Raw genomic sequence first — 17,351 nt, 5'->3', positions numbered from 1 at the left:
AAGCCACTTTTTATTTTTTATGAAGATTATCATTTAGATTTTAAAAAACGGCCTTAAAATTAATATTTTATAATTTATTGATTTACAGTTAGTTAAGTATTATCTGGATATATGAAGCATCAAAACTGAGATATCGGAAGGTGATACGCCCGAGATCCGGGATGCCTGGCCCAAAGTACGCGGTTTAATCTTCATCAATTTTTCACGAGCTTCTTTCGAGAGCGATTGCATCTGCTGGTAATTGAAATCCGGATTGATCTCTTTATCTTCCATTTTTTTCATGCGCTCAACAATATCCATTTCCTTTTCAAAATAACTCTCGTATTTGATTTTTATTTCAGCCTGCTCAATAGTTTCTTTATCGAAGGCAGATAAATAAATTCCCAACTCCGGGCTAACTCTTATAAGGTCGTTAATCGAAACCTGCGGGCGACTAATTAAATTGAAAAGTCTTGCAGCCTGCGATATTGGGGCAGTGCCTAGTTCTTCTAATAATCCATTTACGCTGGTCTGGTCTACTTGCTGTTTGCGGGTATAGGCCACAATATCGTCTGAATTCTTGATCTTGTTATTTACTACCTCCATACGCTCATCACCGATCAGTCCTAATTCATGTCCAATAGGAGATAAGCGGATATCCGCATTGTCCTGTCTTAATAGCAAACGATGCTCTGCCCTCGAAGTAAACATGCGGTATGGCTCTTCAGTGCCTTTAGTTACCAGGTCGTCAATCAATACGCCTATATACGATTCTGACCTTTTCATGATCAGTTCATGCTTATCCTTTAATTTTTGATGGGCGTTAATGCCGGCAATAAAACCTTGCGATGCTGCTTCCTCATACCCGGTTGTACCATTGATCTGCCCTGCGAAGTATAAGTTGCTGATCAATTTGGTTTCTAATGTCAGATTTAGCTGGGTAGGCGGGAAGTAGTCATACTCTATAGCATAACCCGGACGGAACATCTTTGCGTTTTCAAATCCCGGGATCTGCGTCAAGGCTCTGTATTGCACGTCTTCGGGTAATGAAGTAGAAAATCCATTTACATAAATCTCCACAGTATTCAAGCCTTCCGGCTCAACGAAAATCTGGTGTCGATCGCGTTCTGCAAAGCGGTTTATCTTGTCTTCAATAGATGGGCAATAACGTGGGCCTAAACCTTTAATCCGGCCCGTAAACATCGGCGATTTTTCAAAGCCCTCCTTTAATGTTTCGTGTACTTTGGTATTGGTATAGGTGATCCAGCAGCAACGTTGTTCCTTTATTTGTTCAACTTCCGTATAAGAAAAACGCCCTCTAACATCATCGCCCCATTGCTCTTCCATCAATGAGTAATTCAGGCTACGACCATCAATCCGCGGAGGGGTACCCGTTTTCATGCGGCCCGATTCAAAGCCTAGCGTCACTAACTGTTCGGTGATACCGGTACTTGCTTTTTCTGCAGCGCGGCCGCCACCAAACTTTTTCTCTCCAATATGTATAATGCCGTTCATGAACGTGCCATTGGTGAGCACTACAGCATCACTTTCTATTTCTATTCCTAAAGATGTACGTACACCTTTAATTGTATTTCCGCTCACCAGTAAAGAACTTACAGTGTCCTGCCAAAAGTCTACGTTGGGCGTTCTTTCCAATGCCAGGCGCCATTCTTCAGCGAAGCGCATGCGGTCACTTTGGGCACGCGGACTCCACATGGCCGGGCCTTTAGATAGGTTCAGCATCCTGAATTGGATGGACGATTTATCGGTGATAATACCCGAATATCCACCCATTGCGTCAATCTCTCGCACAATTTGGCCCTTGGCCACACCACCCATAGCTGGATTACAGCTCATTTGTGCAATCGTCCCCATGTTCATGGTGATCAATAACACAGACGAGCCAAGGTTTGCTGCTGCTGCAGCTGCCTCACAGCCGGCATGCCCGGCACCCACCACTATAACATCGTATTTTTTAAACATTTTAACCTCCATGTTCCACGTGGAACATTTGATTTCTTTTATTCTTGTTGGTGTTCCACGTGGAACACTTGTTTATTACTTTTCTTCTGCTGTTCCACGTGGAACTTTAAAGAAAGACACTAATGCAAAGCCCGCCCAAATACTTTCCAATATCACAAAAGGATAGAAGCTGATCAGGTAGGATGAAAGACCACAAAGCGCCGCACCTATAAAATTTAATGAACAATACAGCCTGCTGTTAGCCGAAATCTTTTTGTAAAGATTCAACAAAAAAGCAATCAGTAATATAATTACGCCTAATGATGCTATGATATCTGATATTTTCATCCTGTTCTTAGGCTTCTTTTAATTCTGCCAGTTCTATCCAACGCATGCTTTTTTCATCCATTTCGCTTGTTAGCCTGGTGATTTTAGCTGCGGTTTCGATAATAACCTCATTGTTCGACTCGCTGTTTAGCTTGTCATTTAACGATTGTATTTGCGTTTCTAACGTTGCTATCTCTTTCTCTAACGCATCAAACTCTTTTTGTTCTTTAAAGCTGAGCTTGTTTTTTGGTGTGGCTGAAGTAACAGCAGGAGCCAGCTCAACAGTTTTCGCGCTGCGATCTTGTTGTTTTTGTTCCTCCTGTTCTACTCTATAAGATGAATAGTTGCCGTTGTATATGCGTACTTGTCCTTTTTCTTCAACGATAAATAATTGTTCGGTTAGCTTGTCCAGTAAGTACCTATCGTGCGAAACGATCATTAGGACACCCGGATAGTTAGTTAAAAACTCCTCCAATACATTCAGCGTATCAATATCCAAATCATTGGTAGGCTCATCCAGGATCAAAAAGTTAGGGTTCTTCATCAGGATGCCCATCAACTGCAGGCGCTTTTTCTCACCGCCACTTAGTTTGGCTATAAATCCATATTGCTTAGCCGGCGGAAATAAGAACAATGTCAATAAAGCCGAGGCAGAAATAGTCTTACCATCAGCCATGGTAATAAACTCGGCCACATTTTTTACTACATCTATTACGCGCTCGTCTTCCTTAAAAGTCATGCCCGACTGATGGAAATAACCCATTACCGTAGTCTCGCCGGTTTCAATGTAACCGCTATCCGGCTTTAAATTGCCGGTGATCATATTCAGCAAGGTAGATTTGCCGCTGCCGTTTTTGCCCGCTAAGCCTATACGATCGCCTTTTTTAAATACGTAACTGAAATGATCTGTGTAAGTATTGCCATTAAACGCCTTGCTGATATCGTGCAGTTCCATAATCTTATTGCCCTGGCGCGCGGTTTTTACGCTTAATTCGACCGTCTGTTTGCCACCATTATTCTTGGTTTTAGCTTCCAGGTCATAAAAAGCATCAATACGCGATTTTGATTTGGTACCCCTTGCCTTAGGTTGACGGCGCATCCACTCCAACTCTTTACGTAAAAGATTCGAGTTTTTCTGAAACGATGCTTCGTCTGATGCTTCACGTTCGGCTTTTCTTTCCAGATAATAAGCATAGTTGCCTACATATGGAATGATCTTTCCACGGTCAATCTCCAATATCTCATTACAAACATTATCCAGGAAGTAACGATCGTGCGTTACCATCAGGATCGTTTTTGAGCCTTCGGTCAATAATTTCTCCAGCCACTCTATGGTGTCAATATCCAGGTGGTTGGTAGGCTCGTCCAAAATATACAATTCCGGGTCCTCAATTAATAGTTTAGCCAAAGCCAAACGCTTTTTCTGCCCGCCCGATAAAGTAGTTATAGACTGATTAAGATGATGAATATCCAATCGCCCTAAAATAGTTTTAATCTTATATTCATATTCCCAGGCATCAACCTCACTAAGCTCGGTCATCACTTCGTCTAAAGCTTTAGCATTGTCAGGATCATTCTCTAACAACTCTTCGTATTTACGAATGGCTTGCTGCTGCACGTTATCCTTATGAAAGATGTAATCACTAATAGTAACCGCATCTTTAAAACCAGGGTCCTGCTCCAGGTAGCCCATGCGCAGGTCTTTGGTTTGTACAACCTTTCCTTCAGTAGGTAAAAACTGACCGGCCAGCAATTTCAACAAGGTTGACTTACCGGCGCCGTTAATGCCTACCAGGGCCACACGCCTTCCTTTGTTTATACCTAGCGTAAGGTTTTTAAACAGCCAATGGTCATGGAACGAATGACCCAGATTTTCTACAGATATATAAGTGCTCAAGCTCTTTTCTTTATTTTATCAGATGTATACGTAAATACGCCCGTTTTATTTTTTAATGATTGTTTATACATAGCCTTGGCTACGTCTAAGGCCTGTATGGCCCGGTATTTTTTAAAGTCGCCTAACATCAGCGGACTTACTATTTTCATTACCCAAACAGCTATGGTTTCCATTACCCTGGGCTTATTTCTATGACCGATCAATAAAGAAGGCTGATAAATGAAAAGGCCTTTTAATCCAACCTTTTTCAAGTCATCCTCAGTATCACCTTTAATCTTAGTATAAAAGTTTGACGCGTCTGACCGTGCATCCATAGCAGAAACCAAATGATATTGTTCAATGCCATTTCTTAAAGCAATTTCTGCCAATCTTAATGGATAATCATGATCTATTTTTCGATAGTCATTCAAATCCGGCGTGTCTCTTCTTGTTGTACCTAAACAACAAAAAATTACGTCACCTTTTATTTGGTCTTCATGGTTGTCAATGTCATCAAACTCAACAACAATCTGCTCCAATTTGGTATTGCGCGACTTAATTTTTTTTCGCCCAATACTCAATACCTGGTCATACTCGGGCTGGTTTAAAAGCACATCTAATAATTTACTGCCAATTAGTCCGCTTGCGCCAACGATTATTGCTTTCTTTGTCATTAAAAACCAGGAATTTCAGGCAAAAATACACATAATAAATTATTGGAATAAATATTGTATGTTTAAACATGTAAATTTAAATAACATGAAAACTATATTTTATCCTGCCAACGAGCGGGGAACAAGCGACCACGGATGGTTAAAGGCCAATTTTTCATTCAGCTTTGCGGGATATTATCATCCGGATAAAGTTCACTTTGGTGCTTTAAGGGTATTAAATGACGATATTATTGCAGGAGGTACGGGTTTCGGTACGCATCCGCATGATAATATGGAGATTATTACGATACCGATAAGCGGCGCATTAGAACATAAAGACAGCATGGGTAACATTGGTGTAATTCATGCCGGCGAAGTGCAGGTAATGAGCGCAGGCACAGGTGTGGAACACTCAGAATATAATCATTCAAAAACAGAGGCCGCCAATACTTTGCAGATCTGGCTTTTTCCTAAGTTTAAAAATATAGCGCCACGCTATGATCAGCGCGACTTTAAAGATAAATTCAAATTAAATGAGTTTACCACCCTGGTAACCGGCGACAAAAATGTTGATGCCTTATGGATAAACCAGGATGCGACTTTCTCTATCGGTGAGTTTGAAGCAGGGAAAAGCACCACTTACGAAATTAAAAATGCCGGTAATGGCGCTTACATATTTGTTTTGGATGGCTCAATTAAGATAGGCGACCAGGTTTTAAACAAAAAGGACGCATTGGGTGTTTACGATAGTACATCAATTACTATTGATACCCAGGTAAATAGCCGCATACTCATCATAGACGTGCCGATGCTCCAATAATTTCATGCTGCCCTGGGTGCCAGGAATAATTGATGTAAAAACAATTGAGCAAAACTTTGTTGTTAGTACACTAATTAGGTAACCCAATGGCAGAAGAGATAATCATACCCGGCTGGAAAAAATGGCTGGAAGATATTGGCGAACAAGTTTCGTTCTTCACCCGCTTTGTCAAAAATATTTTTGTAGGCGGATTTGAATGGTCGGAGTTTGTTCGCCAATGTTATGAAATAGGGTACCGGTCGTTTATGCTGGTTGGTATCACCTCCTTTATTATGGGCGTGGTTTTAATTTTACAGTTAAGGCCCACGCTGGTAGCTTTTGGTGCAGCCAGTATGCTACCAAAAACCCTCTCCGTTTCTTTTGTGCGCGAGATTGGCCCCGTTATCATTGCAATAATCTGCGCCGGTAAAATTGCTTCAAGTATTGGTGCCGAGCTGGGCAGTATGAAGGTAACCGAGCAGCTGGATGCCATGGATGTATCCGGAGCTAACCCCCTGCAATACTTAGTAGTTACCCGGATTTTAGCTACTACTATTATGGTGCCGATACTTTCCGTTATGGGCGATGTGATTGGTTTGTTTGGTGGCTTTCTGGCTTTAAACCTGCGCGATCACATGAGCTTGTCTCTCTATGCCACCAAAGTTTTGGCGTCTTTGGATTACACCGACTTTTTACCTGCATTTATTAAAACCATATTTTTTGGCTTGGCGATAGGCTTTGTTGGATGTTATAAAGGCTTCCATTCTGCCAGGGGAACAGAAAGTGTGGGTTTGGCGGCCAACTCGGCAGTAGTAACGGCCTCTCTATGGATTTTTGTGATCGATGCCATTGCCGTACAAGTAACCAGTTTGTTGTTTTATAAGTAAGACCATGGAAGAAGCAACGATAAAACATCAAACCGAAAAAAAAGCGCCAGTTCATGACAAAAAGGAGGTGGTCATCGAGATCAAAAAACTTAAAAAGTCTTTCGGCACTAAACAGGTATTGACAAATATTAATCTAACCGTTCATCGCGGCGAAAACGTGGTAGTGCTGGGGAAATCCGGGCAGGGCAAATCTGTTACCATACAGTGTATTGTAGGCATGCTGATACCCGATAGCGGTACGCTCAAAGTTTTTGGCGAAGAGGTTGCCGAGCTTAACGAAAAGGAATTAAAAGAGCTGCGGATCAAAATAGGGTTCTTGTTTCAAAGCGGCGCCTTGTATGATTCTATGACCGTACGCGAAAACCTCGAATTTCCGCTCACGCGCGTTTTAAAGCTTAAGGACCACGCAGAGATAGATAAAAGGGTTGAAGATGTCTTAGAGAGCGTAGGATTAGCCGACGCGGCTGATAAAATGCCGTCTGACTTATCAGGCGGGATGCGCAAGCGTGCCGGTTTGGCGCGGACGCTCATCGTTCACCCCGAGATTATGCTTTATGACGAGCCGACTACCGGTTTGGACCCAATCACCTCACGAGAGATTAGTGAGCTGATCCTGAACATGCAAAAGAAGTATAAAACGACATCTATCATCATTACCCACGACATGGAATGCGCACGCATAACCGCCGATCGCGTAGTGATTATGAATGACGGCGAATATATTGAAGAGGGCACTTTTGACACGCTTCACCATTCAAAAAACGAAATAGTAAAATCATTTTTTAAAGATATCTCATGAAAACTACCTCATCGCAAAAAGTAAAAATAGGCCTGTTCACCTTTGTGGGTTTGCTGGTTGTAATTGCTGCCGTGTTTTTTATAGGCAACCAAAAGAGCTTGTTTAGCGCTACTATTAAACTGGAAGGTAGATTTAATAACGTTAATGGTTTGCAGGTGGGTAACAACGTAAGGTTTGCCGGCATTAACGTAGGCGTTGTTAACGATATCGACATTATAAACGACACAACCGTGCAGGTAACGCTGACCATCAATGATGAGGTGAAAAAATTCATCAAGAAAGACGCACGTATGAGCATAGGAAGCGATGGCCTGATGGGCGATAAACTGGTGGTATTAATGCCCGGAGGGGCCAACACTACCGATATGGTAAAAGACGGCGATCACCTGAATGCTGTTAACCCGGTTGATGTTGACAAGATCATCAGTAAATTTACCAGGATGGCTGATAACGCAGGTTCGTTAATTGATAACCTTGGACAGATTGTAGCTAAAGTTAACAACGGCAAAGGCAGCCTGGGCCGTTTACTGAACAACGACAAAATGGCCCGCGAAATGGAGAACACGGTAACGCAAGCCAAAGCAACGATACAAAACGTACATAAAACAACCAGTACATTAAACGAGGATCTGACGGCTGCCCAGCATAACTTTCTGCTAAAAGGTTTCTTTAATAAGAAAAAGAAAGCCGCAAAAGCCAAACAAGACTCCATCAAGAAAACACAGGAGAAAATGAACAAGAAAGATTAACAATTTTTTAACGTAAAGTATTTAAGATCAGGTTAAAAAGTTATTATATTTATAGACTAATTAGTCTATAATGCTACTAAGCAAACAAGAACAAATTCAGGCTACTGCACTCAGGTTGTTTGTGGCTGACGGTTTTCACGGCACTCCTACGGCCAAAATTGCCGCCGAAGCGGGCGTTGCAAATGGCACATTGTTTTACCACTACAAAACCAAGGACGACCTGGTGGTGGCGTTGTACAACAAGATCCAGGACGAACACGCCGCTAACCTGCAAACCATTATTAATCAGAATGATTTTATTTCTATCAAGTTCAGGAACATTTTTATACACTCGGTGAACTGGGCGCTGGGCAACCGCGACAAGTTTTACTATATACAACAGTTTAAATTCTCGCCGCACTTGTCGCAGGTATCGGCAGAGACATTAGAGCAGCACACTATAGGTTACTCGGCATTTATTGCTGAGGGCATCCGCAAGAAACTGCTGAAGCAACAACCGGTGAGCTTAATAATCTCGATGTTTAACGGCCACGTTTACGGCGTTTACCAATACCTGATATCCAATGACTTTGACCCATCCGAAAAAGAAAAAATTATTAATGACGGCTACGAAATGCTGTGGGATATGCTGAAATACATGTAAAGGGTAGTGTAATTAGTCTATGTTTTTTTATGCTTTTGACCCTTCTGTCATTGCGAGCTAAGCGCGGCAATCGCAAGGAGAAAAGTAGAACGCGTGCGATTGCTTCGTCGTTCCTCCTCGCGATGACAATCTGGATGCAAAACAAAAAAGCCACCCATAAGGTGGCTTTTCTAATTTCATTAAGATCTAATTACAAGTTGCTCGTAATGGCCGGATCCATTGGTGTAACTTTTGAACGGAAACGGTGAATTAATTTACCATTCTCGTCTAACAAAAACTTCTCGAAGTTCCATTTGATCTCGCCGGTGAAGTCAGGATTCTCTGCTTCTGTCAGGTATTTAAACAGCGGTGCAATGTCATCACCTTTAACACTCACTTTGGTGCTCATTGGGAAAGTAACTTTGTACAAATCCGTACAGAAAGTATGAATATCGGCATCGCTGCCAGGCTCTTGCTGGCCAAAGTTATTTGCCGGGAAACCAACTACTACTAATTTGTCTTTGTAAGTTTCGGCCAATTGCTCTAACTCTTTGTATTGTGGCGTAAAGCCGCATTTTGAAGCGGTGTTAACCACTAAGATTTTTTTGCCTTTAAATTTAGCCAGAGAGAAGTCTTTTCCTTCAATGGTTTTCAATTTAAAATCGTAAACAGATGCTGTTTTGGTTACAAATAGCAGCGCCAAACAAATTGCTAATATTTTCATGTTGTGTTAATTTGGTTTCAGTGTATGTGAGCGTTACGGTAAAATTACCCAATTAGTTGCCGCTTAGCCAAATAGTAATCTTCTTTTTCTGTCATTTTTTTCTTGGCGGGGGCAGATTTGTCTGTATAACCCAGCAAATGCAGCGCGCCGTGAATGATTACCCGGTGTAGCTCGTCAGCATCGCTAACCTTAAATTTGGCAGCATTTTCTTGTATGCGGGGTATGGAGATAAAGATATCGCCAACTATTTTTCCCTCTTCTTCAGAATTATCAAAGGTGATGATATCTGTGTAGGTATCATGATCCAGGTATTGCTGATTAATCTGTAACAAATACGCATCCGAACAAAAAACGTAGGTAAGCTCGCTTAATTTATAACCTTCGGCAATGACAGTATCAGTTATCCATCGCCTCAGTTTTGCTTTATCCTTTAACTTGTAGGTGATATCCTCCTCAAAAAACTGGATAGCCGGCATTACAGTTTAAATAACAGTTCAACCTCGTTGCCCTTGGTATTGAATACACATTGGTCTGCCAGGTGCTTAACAATAAATACTCCTCTGCCGGTTAAGTTTTCCAGGTTTTCTTCGGCGGTTGGATCGGGCAGGTCATTATAATCAAAGCCATCTCCTTCATCGGTAATTGTCCAGGTTGCGCGTTTAGGGTCAACCTCAACGTTTACGATCACTATTTTCGCGGGGTCTAATTTATTACCGTGCACAATGGCATTGGTAACTACCTCATTAAGACAGGTCATCATGTTTGCAAATATGTCATCAGCAACCTGGTATTTGTCGGCTATTTCCTCAATCAAAGTTTCCAATAGCGTAATACTATCACGCTTAGAGGGCAATTGTAAAGTATATAAGTCGGTTGCTTGAATAGGTGCTTCCATATTATTTTGCATTAAGTTGATCAAAATACGATTTTATTTTTTGCTTGTAGTACAAATTAAGTGCAGGGGGAACGGTCTTGATTTGCTCTGTTTGTTTTCCTTTGGCCTGCTGATAATCTTGCAGTGCTTTTATATAACCCGGCGGCATGTCTTTACCAGCGTTGCTCTCCCGTTGCTTATCTTGTTCTCTTTCCTGTTCTGCTTTTTCGGCCTCCAGTAAACGTGTGTGAATTTCCTGCTGGCGCTTAATTGCCTCGTCTGTTATTTTTCTGTTTACGATATCTTTTTCGGTTTGTTCCATTTGGCGCGATATTTTATCCGCATCCTTAACACCCAAACCTCCGTCTTTGCTTTCATCATTATTTAATTGTTGCAAAGATTGACGGATCATTTGCTGCTCGCGGGCCATTTTTGCCAGTTGCTCACTCATCTGGCCCTGCTGGCTCTGGCTCATTGGTGTACCGCCTTGCTTTTGCATCTGGTCGCGCATTTTTTGCATATTTTGACTCAGCTTTTCCTCCATCTGTCGTAATTGCGAAACAGATGGTTGTTTGCTTTTGCCACCCTTGCCGCCTTGGTTCATTTTGTTTTGTAGCTGGGCCAGTGCGTCGGCCAACATCAGCGCCAGGTTATTCATTGATGTCATGGCATACTGTTGATTGCGGTTAGCTTCGGCAGTACGCCGGTCGCCCAAATTGTCGAGCGCACCATCAATTTGTGTGTTAATTGCGGTTATTTCACGGTTTACGGTCGATTGTATTTGCGGAATACGTTTGCTCAGCGAAAATAAACTATCCTCGGCTGTTTTTAAATTATCCTTTATATTTTTTTGAGTTTGTGCCAGCGTAACATAATTAGGGTCTGACGGGTTGATGGTTCTGAAAGATTCCATTACCTTTTCCTGGCCAAACGAGCTATTTACCAAACTTTTCAATAACTCGCGCAACTGCTTTACATCAACCTCGGTTTGTTTGCTTTCGCCATCTTGCTGATCCTGCTCCATTTTTTCCGCCATTTTCTGCATTTGTTTGGCGGCGTTTTGCTGCGATTGCGAAGCTTTAGACTTGTTGTTTTTTGACAACTGATCTGAGCTTTCCTGCATTTGGTTCTGGATCTGGCTTTCCTGATCCTGCGGATTTTTATAGTCTTGCTTATTTTCAGAATTCTCCAGGTCTTTCAGATTTTTCTTAATAGCGTCGAACTCCTTATTCAAGTTTTCCTGTTGTTGTTTCAAGCGCTCTGCATTGTCCTTATCGGCTTGCGAGTTTGGGTCATTGGTTTTTTGCTGATCGGCCTGTTTGCTTTGGTCGGATAATGTCTGCTGCTTATCGGCGAGTTTTTTTAACTGATTGATGTTTTGATTCAGCTTTTGATCAAACTCCAGTTTCTTGTAGAGCTCCAGCATCCTGTCAAGCTCCTTTTTCAAGGATTTGTTGTCCGTCTGCATTTTAGAAAGCTCGTCGCGGGTACCTTCTTTTTGTTGATCCTGCATGAGTTGCTGCAGCTTTTCCAACAGCTCTTTGGTTTTAGGATCGAGCACGTTGTTTAGCAGGTTCTCGATCTGCTTTTGCTCTTCCAGCAACTCTTTGTTCTGCGGTTCGTTTTCGCGGCGATTATACAGGTTCTTTTTATTATCGTCCTGAATCTGTTTCACCATATCGTCCAGGTCTTTGCGTTTTTGCATCAAATCTTCAACCTGTTTCTTTTCGTCGAACGATAACGAAGTTTTGTCAAGCAGCGTCTGCTCCATTTTTTTAGAGTCGCGCTCTATCTGGTCGGCCAGTTTAATGGCCGATTGCATTTTTTGTTTAACGCCCGTAGTGCCGGCATTTAGCTCATCGCGCAGCTCATTCGCATCGGGTACGTGTAAAGAGCGCTCAGCCGTGCGGGCTTTCTGCGGACCGGTTACTTCGTTATTATCGGCTACTTCAAAGAAATAAGTTACCTGGTCGCCCGGTTTAATGCCCATGTCTTTCAGGTTCCAGAAATAAAAGAAATCTGAAAGCGATTGATTCAAATCGGCTTTAACGGATTTAATTTGGTCTTTTCCGTCCGGCCCGCCAATGCGGTAATGAAAAGTCAGCGACGAAAAACCATGATCATCCTGGATCTTGCCATTAAAATAAAAAGACTGGTGGCTAACCGAATCCGGCTTTTCATCAACGCTGATGGTTGGCGGCTCGTCGGCAATGGTATTGATGCGGTATGACGCGGAGTCGCTTTGCGAAACCATGGCATTCTGCGGATTCAGCTTGTAGATAGACGGCTTGATGACCCGCTCGATATGTTCAAAGAGATCAGTACTAGCGGGAGCCAGGTTGTGCAGCTGATCATTCATTTCGAATGACAGCGCGCTGGCATTTTGCGTATGAAACAGCCATTTAACGGTTGTCCCTGCGGGGATGGTCAGATCGCCGGCATTGGCTAAAGTTTCGTTTTTCTTATGCAGATAAGCCGGATACTTTAGCTCCACATCAAAATGCAATAACGAAGGGCGCAGGTTTACTTTGATCTCGTAAGGCTGCGAGGTAAAGCCATTGCCAATTAATCTGAACGTGGTGTTTTGTTGCAGATTACTAAACTGATAATGAAAGCGGCTAACGTTTTCTTTGTCCAGTTTAAACGTTGCGCCGGCGGTTTCTACATAAATGTCTGCAGGTAACTGGTTGCCGGTAAGTTTCAGGTCCAGTTTTAAATCCTGGCCCTGTACGGCAGAAAGCGTATTGTTTAATACCACAAATTGAAAAGGCGCAACCGGCGCAAAGTATTCGTTATGCCGGATGATCTTTTTAGTACTCTCGGTCAAAACGGAAGGCGCAGCCAACCCAATAACAATGATGACCGCGACCGGGACCAATATCCACTTTAAATACTTGTTGTTTTCACGGATGTTTATGGCTGATGGAAAGCGGACCGGTTTCAGGTTTTCGATGCGTTGATCAATGCTCGCCTCAATCAAAGCGCGGTGGCGCTCATCTTCGGCAGCCAGTTTTTTAAGCTGGAGGGTGTTGAGCAGTTTGTCATTGATATCGCTAAAGTGCTTAGCAATGATGGCGGCCGCTTCGTCGTGGGTTAGCGTTTTGCCCAATTGCATCAGCGCCAAAATAGGCGGAATAACGAGCCAGCCAATCAACCCCAGATTCAACAGGATAAACCCGTAAAACAAAATCCCCCGAAAAAATGAATTGAAATTGCCGAAGTACTCGCTTACCGTAATAACCACATAGGCCGAAAACAATCCTGCGCCCAAAAAGATCAGCCCCCGCAACAAATTGTTGAGGTAATACTTTTTGATCAAAGTATTGATCTTATGGATCAGGACATTATAGTTTTCGGCAGAGGGCATAATTGGCTTTAAATGTACCGCTAATCAATGTTTAAACTGCAAAACACGCCGTAAATTATACGTTACAGCATATTATATTGGTAAACTAATATAGTGAAAAATAAAAAGCGGCGGTATACATATCAGCCTAAGTTGTTTACTTTTATTATACAAGCCATTAATTATGAGGCAGCATACGGTTGTATATATAGAATAACGCACCAAAACTAGCCTGTTGTTTAACTACGAGTGAAACAAAAAAACACCTAAAAGTCTTTTTTCTTGTTTCATTTTGTTTCACTCTCTTTTTATAATCTCTTTATATAGAGAATGTTGTCATAAAATAGTGTTTCACTTGTTTCATCTTTGACACACGCACGTGAAACAGAACACCCAACAAGGCGTCGGGGGCTCATCCCGACTTCGTTTCACTCGTCGACCACCCTCTTCGCCTTTGGCGGAAAGAGGGTTATTGTTGCTTTATCAATTTGGCTTATTACCATATTTACCGCTTGCGGAAGAGAGGGTGGTCCAGCGAAGCGCCGACCGGGTGAGTCCTCCGCGATGCGGTCTAAAGCCACGCCCTCCAAATTTACCCACACATGATAATCACCTCAAATACTTGCCTTACCTTTGTAAGGTAAACTTATTAGTTTATCGAATTATATGGATAATAATCTCGAATATGTATCGGATCTGCGCACTATAGTAGGGCGATTGATCAAGAAACTCAGGAAGGAGTCGAGCACGGCACAGCAGATGTCGTTAACAGAACGCTCGACGCTGGGCCTGCTGTATCAGCACCGGTCCCTGCTGCCCAGCGAGCTGGCGGCAATGGAAAAGATCACCAATCAATCCATGTCCGAAATACTGAGGCACATGGCGGAGTTGGGTTTTATTACCCGTACCGCATCCGAAATAGATAAACGAAAGGTAAACATCAGCCTGTCTGCCGAAGGCGAAAAAACATTATTGCAAATGCGCAATGAGCGCGACCGCTGGCTAAGCCAGGCTATAACCGCCACATGCACACCGGCAGAACAAGAACAAATTAAACAAGTCATCGGTTTACTCACCAAAATAGTTGAGTTTGAGTAGGCTGAGATTGAGCGTGATTTAGAGGATAAGATTAAATTAATGGACATTACTACATTCAGAGCATTCAAGAGCCGCAACTACCGGCTCTATTTTACGGGCCAGTCTATATCATTAATTGGTACCTGGATGCAAAAAACCGCCGTAAGCTGGGTTATCTATACGCTTACACACTCCACGCTGATGCTGGGGGTTACCTTGTTTGCCAGCCAGTTCCCCTCGTTTTTGTTTTCGCTGATGGGCGGCGTGGTGTCAGACAGATACAACCGGTTCCGCGTGTTGCTGCTTACGCAGTTTGCCTCGATGGTGCAGGCGGTACTGTTAGCCGTGCTGATATTGCTTAAACACTACGAGGTTTGGGAAATATTGAGCCTGAGCGTGATGTTGGGGATCATTAATGCATTTGATGTGCCCGCGCGGCAGTCGCTGGTTTATGAGATGGTGGAAGATAAGAACGACCTGCCTAATGCCCTGGCCTTAAATTCGTCGATGGTAAACTTGTCGAGACTGATTGGTCCGGCGATAGCGGGCCTGATCCTGGAGGGCCTGGGCGATGGCGCCTGTTTTGTGGGTAACGCTATGAGTTTTGTCGCGGTTATCGCTTCGTTATTGATGATGCGACTGCCGAAATACGTAAAGAAAGAGCATAAGAAAAATGTATTCGGCGAATTGCGCGAAGGGTTCTCTTACATCAAACGCACACCGTCTATTTTGTTTGTGTTGGTGATGCTGGCGCTGATGAGTTTGATGGTGTTGCCGTTTAGTACCTTGATACCTTACTATGCCCGCGATGTGTTTAAAGGCACGGCCACCACCTTCGGTATCATTGACAGCTTTATTGGGCTGGGGGCGTTTTCGGGGGCGATATTCCTGGCATCGCAAAAGCCGGGCGCCAATTTGCCGAAGATTTTATTCATTAACACCATTGTTTTTGGTGTTGGATTAATGTTGTTCTCGCACGAAGGCATTTACCCGTTGGCGCTGCTATTTGTAACCATAGCCGGTTTTGGGATGATGTCGCAGGTAACGGTGAGTAATACATTGATTCAAACTACCGTCGACCCCGCCATGCGCGGCCGGGTGATCAGCTTTTATGCTATGGCGTTTTTCGGTATGCAGCCTTTAGGTGGTTTGCTGGTAGGGGCCATATCTAAATGGGTTGGTACTAAAGATACATTGATGGGCGAAGGCGTAGCGGCTTTGCTTGTCGCCGGACTGCACTGGCGCCATCTGCGCAGCGAGAAACGGAAGGCTAAAGTTAAAAAAGTGGTAATAGACCCAACAGTGGTTCACGCAGTTCAAAGTTAACATCAAAAATAACCCTCTTTCCGCCGAAGGCGAAGAGAGGGTGGTCCAGCAAAGCGCAGACCGGGTGAGTCCCCCGCGTTAGTGATAGCAGCGGATACCGGCCCCGAGCTTAAGGCCTTGAAGGCGTATGAGCGGATAGCACGGGCCGCAGGCAACGCCATAAGTTACCTGTCGGCGATTAACTCACCCCGACATCACTTCGTTTGTCGACCCTCTCTTCGCCTTCGGCGGAAAGAGGGTGAACATCCGCCGTTAAAATATGTTAAAGTTAAATCGAACGTTTTAAATAATAGTAAATTGGTGCCGCTTAAACATGAGTAAAACCATCAAACATATTGCCTTAGCGCTTAGCTGCCTGTTTACATTCAGCCAAACGCAGGCGCAGGATGCCTTGCTGAAAGGCCGCGTGCAGGAGTTGAAAAATGAAGTTTTGCTATCGGGTATTAAGGTAGAGAACCAGACCCAGCATGAAACCGTATTTAGCGATTCGCGCGGAGCCTTTATCATCAGGGCCAAAAAAGGCGATGTGGTTTGTTTCTCTGGAACCAATTACGCGCCGGACACCGTTTACATAGCCGACTTTAAATACCTGGTGATATCACTTGAGCCAAAAATTAATCAGTTGCAGGAAGTAAACGTTAAAACCACCGAGGCCCATTTAGGAAACCTAAGCGCTGCGCCTAATACGGGCCCACTGGGAAGTAAAACCATAGTTTATCAAAAAGACGAAGGCCCCGACAAAAGGAACGGCGGTCTGAAATTAAAACTCTTCGATTCGCACAGCGATGAAAAGAAACGGGAAAAGTTACGAAAGTTGGAAGAAGGTGATGCGCAATATCACGAGATCGTGATGGTTTTTAACGAAGAGAACCTCAAAAAATATGTGCCGCTAAGAGGGCAGGAGCTTAAGAACTTCATTTTAAAATATACGCCCGATGCCGATACGTACTATAGTGGCAAGTTTAATCTTGCGAGCTACCTTAATGAGAGTTATAAAGAATTTATGACGATACCGGAGGATAAACGAAAATCGACCACGTACTTTCAGTTAGACGGCGACGGTAACTAGTTCTCCCAAACGCTTTAAAAACAAAAGCCGTCCAGATTATTCGGGACGGCTTTGTCATTATATATAGACACTAATTAGGGGCAAATTTCAATTTGATAGTCTTCATTTAAGTTTAAAAAAGGGCCGAAATACTCTCGCAGTCTTTCGACCCTACATCTACCTATGAAAAACAACCCTTTTGGGAGGGTTATGAATATAAGACAAACACAATGCCAATTGTAACAACCGTGTTACACAAAGCTAAATTGGACTGATTATATCGGGATGTGGAATTAACTATGG

Annotated in this window: 16 protein-coding genes; 8 read left to right on the top strand and 8 right to left on the bottom strand. The window is 43.1% G+C overall.

Annotated features, from left to right (window positions below):
• Positions 1-99: 99 nt before the first annotated feature.
• From mnmG to HB679_RS18690, 4 genes are all read right to left on the bottom strand, one after another.
• Positions 100-1,962: a tRNA uridine-5-carboxymethylaminomethyl(34) synthesis enzyme MnmG gene (gene mnmG / locus HB679_RS18705; RefSeq protein ID WP_214073640.1), complete on the bottom strand. Its 1,863-nt coding sequence runs from the start codon at positions 1,960-1,962 to the stop codon at positions 100-102.
• A gap of 75 nt (positions 1,963-2,037) precedes the next feature.
• Positions 2,038-2,289: a hypothetical protein gene (locus tag HB679_RS18700; RefSeq protein WP_214073541.1), complete on the bottom strand. Its 252-nt coding sequence runs from the start codon at positions 2,287-2,289 to the stop codon at positions 2,038-2,040.
• Between the two features lie 7 nt (positions 2,290-2,296).
• On the bottom strand, positions 2,297-4,165 hold the full coding sequence (locus HB679_RS18695; RefSeq protein WP_214073540.1) for an ABC-F family ATP-binding cassette domain-containing protein: 1,869 nt from the start codon (positions 4,163-4,165) through the stop codon (positions 2,297-2,299).
• Positions 4,162-4,818: an NAD-dependent epimerase/dehydratase family protein gene (locus tag HB679_RS18690; protein WP_214073539.1), complete on the bottom strand. Its 657-nt coding sequence runs from the start codon at positions 4,816-4,818 to the stop codon at positions 4,162-4,164. The genes HB679_RS18695 and HB679_RS18690 overlap by 4 nt, the downstream gene beginning before the upstream one ends.
• 85 nt (positions 4,819-4,903) lie before the next feature.
• On the opposite strand from HB679_RS18690, the gene HB679_RS18685 reads away from it, so the two are divergent.
• The 5 genes from HB679_RS18685 (at position 4,904) to HB679_RS18665 (ending at position 8,674) form a co-directional block, all read left to right on the top strand.
• Positions 4,904-5,617, top strand: a complete 714-nt coding sequence (locus HB679_RS18685) for a pirin family protein (protein ID WP_214073538.1) — start codon at positions 4,904-4,906, stop codon at positions 5,615-5,617.
• Positions 5,618-5,703: 86 nt separating this feature from the next.
• Positions 5,704-6,483 (top strand): ABC transporter permease, encoded by a 780-nt coding sequence (locus tag HB679_RS18680; RefSeq protein ID WP_214073537.1) that lies wholly within the window; start codon positions 5,704-5,706, stop codon positions 6,481-6,483.
• Positions 6,484-6,487: 4 nt separating this feature from the next.
• The gene (locus tag HB679_RS18675; RefSeq protein WP_214073536.1) at positions 6,488-7,282 is read left to right on the top strand and encodes an ABC transporter ATP-binding protein; all 795 of its coding nucleotides are present in this window, start codon (positions 6,488-6,490) and stop codon (positions 7,280-7,282) included.
• Positions 7,279-8,031 carry an MlaD family protein gene (locus tag HB679_RS18670; RefSeq protein WP_214073535.1) on the top strand — a complete coding sequence of 251 codons (753 nt, stop codon included), beginning with the start codon at positions 7,279-7,281 and terminating at the stop codon, positions 8,029-8,031. The genes HB679_RS18675 and HB679_RS18670 overlap by 4 nt, the downstream gene beginning before the upstream one ends.
• Before the next feature lie 70 nt (positions 8,032-8,101).
• A complete protein-coding gene (locus HB679_RS18665; RefSeq protein WP_214073534.1) occupies positions 8,102-8,674 on the top strand; it encodes a TetR/AcrR family transcriptional regulator in 573 nt (190 codons plus the stop codon).
• A gap of 190 nt (positions 8,675-8,864) precedes the next feature.
• Here HB679_RS18665 and HB679_RS18660 read toward each other — a convergent pair whose 3' ends face one another.
• The 4 genes from HB679_RS18660 to HB679_RS18645 are packed head-to-tail and all read right to left on the bottom strand — an operon-like array spanning position 8,865 to position 13,618.
• Entirely contained in the window at positions 8,865-9,377 is a 513-nt protein-coding gene (locus HB679_RS18660; RefSeq protein ID WP_214073533.1) for a glutathione peroxidase, read from the bottom strand.
• A 44-nt stretch (positions 9,378-9,421) separates the two neighbouring features.
• A complete protein-coding gene (gene ybeY / locus HB679_RS18655; protein ID WP_214073532.1) occupies positions 9,422-9,853 on the bottom strand; it encodes an rRNA maturation RNase YbeY in 432 nt (143 codons plus the stop codon).
• Positions 9,853-10,272 carry an ATP-binding protein gene (locus HB679_RS18650; protein ID WP_214073531.1) on the bottom strand — a complete coding sequence of 140 codons (420 nt, stop codon included), beginning with the start codon at positions 10,270-10,272 and terminating at the stop codon, positions 9,853-9,855. The genes ybeY and HB679_RS18650 overlap by 1 nt, the downstream gene beginning before the upstream one ends.
• Position 10,273: 1 nt before the next feature.
• On the bottom strand, positions 10,274-13,618 hold the full coding sequence (locus HB679_RS18645) for a DUF4175 family protein (RefSeq protein ID WP_214073530.1): 3,345 nt from the start codon (positions 13,616-13,618) through the stop codon (positions 10,274-10,276).
• Between the two features lie 645 nt (positions 13,619-14,263).
• Between HB679_RS18645 and HB679_RS18640 the strand changes: the two genes are divergently transcribed.
• From HB679_RS18640 to HB679_RS18630, 3 genes are all read left to right on the top strand, one after another.
• Positions 14,264-14,695 carry a MarR family transcriptional regulator gene (locus HB679_RS18640; RefSeq protein WP_214073529.1) on the top strand — a complete coding sequence of 144 codons (432 nt, stop codon included), beginning with the start codon at positions 14,264-14,266 and terminating at the stop codon, positions 14,693-14,695.
• A gap of 39 nt (positions 14,696-14,734) precedes the next feature.
• Positions 14,735-16,000 (top strand): MFS transporter, encoded by a 1,266-nt coding sequence (locus HB679_RS18635; protein WP_214073528.1) that lies wholly within the window; start codon positions 14,735-14,737, stop codon positions 15,998-16,000.
• A 313-nt stretch (positions 16,001-16,313) separates the two neighbouring features.
• On the top strand, positions 16,314-17,069 hold the full coding sequence (locus HB679_RS18630; RefSeq protein WP_214073527.1) for a hypothetical protein: 756 nt from the start codon (positions 16,314-16,316) through the stop codon (positions 17,067-17,069).
• Positions 17,070-17,351: the final 282 nt, after the last annotated feature.

Origin of the sequence: Mucilaginibacter sp. dw_454 (assembly GCF_018449775.1) — a bacterium.
Taxonomy (GTDB): Bacteria; Bacteroidota; Bacteroidia; order Sphingobacteriales; family Sphingobacteriaceae; genus Mucilaginibacter.
Note: the sequence above shows the minus strand (reverse complement) of the source record. Positions and strands in the feature narration are given on the sequence as shown.